Origin of the sequence: Paraglaciecola sp., from assembly GCF_051252315.1 — a bacterium.
In the GTDB taxonomy this organism is placed as follows: Bacteria; Pseudomonadota; Gammaproteobacteria; order Enterobacterales; family Alteromonadaceae; genus Paraglaciecola.
This window is the reverse complement of the sequence record NZ_JBPOFP010000209.1, coordinates 1-3,830: the sequence shown is the minus strand read 5'-3', so window position 1 is coordinate 3,830 and position 3,830 is coordinate 1. Positions and strand designations below refer to the sequence as shown.

The following is a 3,830-nucleotide window of genomic DNA, read 5'->3' as shown; positions in this document are numbered from 1 at the left end:
GTTCAACAATATTTGTTAAAGGAATAACACCATTAGCGGTCAGCAAACTAAGCACACCATTTTGTTTTATTATCTCTTTAGTGTCTTTTCCATCGGCGCGCACAATACCTGTTGTAGTGACGCCCTTATATTTCCAAACCCATTTTTCACCCTCGCTATAATCTGCAAGGACGGGTTGTTGCGCACTAACCAAGTCAGCCGCTTTCACACAAAAACTTGAGATGATAAAAATACAAAAGACTACAAATATATATTTCATTTCAAACTCCTTTTTTAACTAAATTTAGTGTTAAACCCAACGTCTTATTATCAACATGATGAATGATTGAGTCTGCTACCCTAACTGTTTGATAATCCTTATAAGCATAGGTTGTATCGCCTTTAACTTTGGATTTTGGCTTTGCCCTGTTATAGCCAAAACACTGTAAACGAAGTTGCGAGTATTATGTAGCTTAGCTAAGCCCTTTTGACTCTGATAAACGCTGCGCCAATTATCAAAAGGAGCAGGGTTACCAAGGTAATCAAAAAAGCTAAGAATTCCCTGCTCTGTTTGTTCTGCTCGTAGGATAATATAGACAAATGCAGTCGCCAATCGTTTAGGTTCACCGTATGTATAAAAATGTGAATTTTGCGGCGAAACCTGGGTTTTTAGTGCACTTAACAACTGAGCTAATTGTGATCTTGAAATCTGTTTATTGAGCGATAGTTGTAAAAACACATCTGCGGTATGAGCAACAGCATGGCGCCACCCAAAGGTATCATCAAACCCGCGGTAGTCTTGGATATTACGCATATACTCTGTTGATACATCCACCGCCTTTTGACGCTCTTTATCAGAAAGGTAAGGCATTAGACGGTCAACACGAATAACTTCAGAAAAAACTAACGCAGCAAACGGCTGGGTAAAATTGTTTGAGTCTTGATTGGCTTTACTTAGCGTTTTGGTCAGCGAATCAAACATTAATTTGATTGTATTTGGCTTTAGTAAGTCGTTACGTAACCAATAACTCATTGCCTCATAAACAATACCGTCCCGTATTTTAGGGTCTGGATATCCAAGACAGGAAAATAATTTAAGAGCGGTATTATTTCTGTTTTTAACAGAGTCAATTTCAAACTTTTCTTCTTTTAATATTTCCAGTTCATGCATTGTGAAATGGTTCATGCATTGCTCTGCGTTTGCCATCAAAGGCATCACCAGCAAAACAATAAATATACTCAATCTATTTAATTTCATCATTGACCATTTTTCGTTAACTGTTCTCTCAACATGAGCGCCTACAAGGTTTAGGGGAAAAAATAGCGTTATTGAGAGGCGCGGCGTGTACAGAATTCGCGTTTATTAGTAACAAATTTACCTAAGCTTTACTAGCCCAGGATTTGATTCAAACCAAACAGTTTTTTAAGCTTGAAATCCGGCGATTCACCTAAAACTAATGAGCTCAGAACCACCAAAAACTACAATTTTATATATAACATTCACCAAATGCACTTAAGGCAACTTGGTGTTTCGATTAGTTTTAAGCATAAAAAATGTTACGGCAACTGATTACATAGTAATTAAAAAGCGCCCAGGTACCTGAGCATAAAAAAGAGTAAATGCCTCCGTCAAATCGGTGGGCACTATGAATACAGTTACCTTATCAAAGAGAGAGATTACACATCGCTCACTAAACGCAGAAACACTTAGTTCGGTTAATTGACAGTAATGGTTATTTAGTACGAAAACGGCCCCTGAGTAAACGCTTCTCGTGACTTAAGAGCAGAATCTTTTAATTCATTCCACTTGGGGTTTGCCGTTGCATGCCAAATACGTACATTTTTGATTTCGTGCCAGGTGGTGCCAAATATCAAGGTGATTTTATTCTTAGGCCCAGCAATTCTAGGTAGATCAACGTATGCCACTCTATCTCCCATGCGCAACAACGCCTCATTACCCACAACTTCTAAAACAGCCGTGTACCAGGTGTTTGCTCTCAAAGTATCAAACGGTTGTTCGTCCATGGTCACTTTTGGGTTGATTGAGCTGGTGAAGGCTAACCCTGGTTTAGTGAAACGATCGCTGCCACTGATCCACGACTCTATTTTGTGCCCTTTAATTGTATTAGGACGTAGATCTGAAAATATTCCTAAAACCTGTGCATTGTATTTTCCCCCCAAAGGTTCTCCCCAGCGAAACGTCACCTCTACAATCACATTTTCATGATCTGGGAGACGATAGGATGCGATAGGTACATGGATGGGTTTACGTTCAATATCATGAGTTACACGGCAAACGTTTGGCTCATCTACGGATAGACTCCAAAACCCCAAACCTCGCCTGCGATCCACACTACAATCGTCTTCGACCATCATCTCCCCCCGCTTCGCTAACAAAGTGGGTATAGGTATTCCGTCTGGGTGTCGCTCCACATGTGGTAATGATGTATTTACCTCAGGAACCATGCTCGAACTTTCAGGTTTTAATTTTGAAGACGGTACACAACTACTCATTAAAATGAGTAATAAAGTGACACCAAGAGGATTAAAACGAGGTATAAACATATTTCGATTTCCTTAATGTAATAAGTAGACGAACTTGTTTAACCTAATATTTGGCTTGTATATATTTTGCAATACAAACTTAAAGGACGTCTGATGATATATAAAATGAGATACAATTTTCAAACCAGCACTAAATTGTATTATTAAATATAATATACGCACCATGATTTAATTCGTCAATCTTATGCCCGAGGCTATTTTGTAGACTCAGTCAGTCTGATGAAAGCCAACTCCACCTAATCAACCAAAGACGGTGATGTAGCCTCAGTCACGTCGAAGCTAAATTAGTTTAATTGATAATCCTTATTACCATTGTGTTTGGCGCTGTGTTCATCTGTCATTTCTATGTGGTATTGACACTTTTTCAGGACAAAGCAATGAGTAATTATATTCATGTGCTGCTTCATGCCGATGAAGATAAAGCCAATAGCTGGAATGATAAAACCGTGGTTTGGCATTACCATTAATTGCAGGAAGGACTGCTGTTACGGTACGCGGCTTTGTTATGCCATTAATACCTTTTCCATTAACATCGCTTTTTCACCATAACTTGGGGAAACATTAACCCCTGAAACTTCTTTGAAGTCTAGCAATGACCAATAACTATCAGCGCCTTGTACAGCAACAAGAGTTATTTTTTTGAATCCCTTTTGTAAAGCAATTTTTATTAGTTCTGCCATCATTAAGCGACCTATACCTAACCCCTTTGAGCTAGAACTAACTGCCATATCATGGAGGTATAATGAATCGCTATTTTCAATATGTGGCAGAAGCTCAAATAACTTGGGCGGTTTAGCCCCACTCCATGGATGGGCCAATAAATAACCTAAAAAATCCCCCTGATTTGACACGCAGACAAAACAAGTTTCTGGTGATGCAGATTGTTTAGACTTGAGTACATCTAACTCTTCTGGCGCAACGTCTTGGTAGGCTTCATTTTGAATACCTAAGATGCCACTCCAGTTATTTTCTTCGATTTGTTGAATTTTCATATCGTTTTAGATGAAGACATCGTCTCTTAAGCTTAGTTTGACTGCTTTAGTTTTAAAATCTACAGGGCAAAACTATATCTTTCTTGGTTGGGTATACTTGGGCATATTAGCCTCCTCAGTGTGATGAGGAAGTGTCCACTAAACTGGGGGAAGATCATTGTCCGTTTAATTGCCTTGTTATATTTTTTATACCATAATCCAATATATATTGGTACTGCAAAGGTTTTACATTATGGCTAAGAATACAAGCGTAACATTAGGCGAACATTTTGATCAATTTATAAATCAGCAACT

At 38.5% G+C, this 3,830-nt stretch carries 4 protein-coding genes and 1 pseudogene; 1 reads left to right on the top strand and 4 read right to left on the bottom strand.

From position 1 onward, the window contains the following. The 4 genes and pseudogenes from ACSHXM_RS21215 to ACSHXM_RS21200 all read right to left on the bottom strand — a co-directional run. Positions 1-259, bottom strand: a pseudogene (locus ACSHXM_RS21215) (hypothetical protein); the annotation flags it as partial. Positions 260-334: 75 nt separating this feature from the next. Then, positions 335-1,240: a DUF2785 domain-containing protein gene (locus ACSHXM_RS21210; protein WP_435692310.1), complete on the bottom strand. Its 906-nt coding sequence runs from the start codon at positions 1,238-1,240 to the stop codon at positions 335-337. A 476-nt stretch (positions 1,241-1,716) separates the two neighbouring features. After that, a complete protein-coding gene (locus ACSHXM_RS21205) occupies positions 1,717-2,544 on the bottom strand; it encodes a hypothetical protein (protein WP_435692308.1) in 828 nt (275 codons plus the stop codon). Positions 2,545-3,047: 503 nt separating this feature from the next. Next, positions 3,048-3,536, bottom strand: coding sequence for a GNAT family N-acetyltransferase (locus ACSHXM_RS21200; RefSeq protein WP_435692306.1), 489 nt, complete (start codon positions 3,534-3,536; stop codon positions 3,048-3,050). Between the two features lie 232 nt (positions 3,537-3,768). On the opposite strand from ACSHXM_RS21200, the gene ACSHXM_RS21195 reads away from it, so the two are divergent. Beyond that, positions 3,769-3,830, top strand: a 62-nt coding sequence (locus tag ACSHXM_RS21195; protein ID WP_435692312.1) for a type II toxin-antitoxin system ParD family antitoxin, incomplete at its 3' end; no start/stop codon positions are given.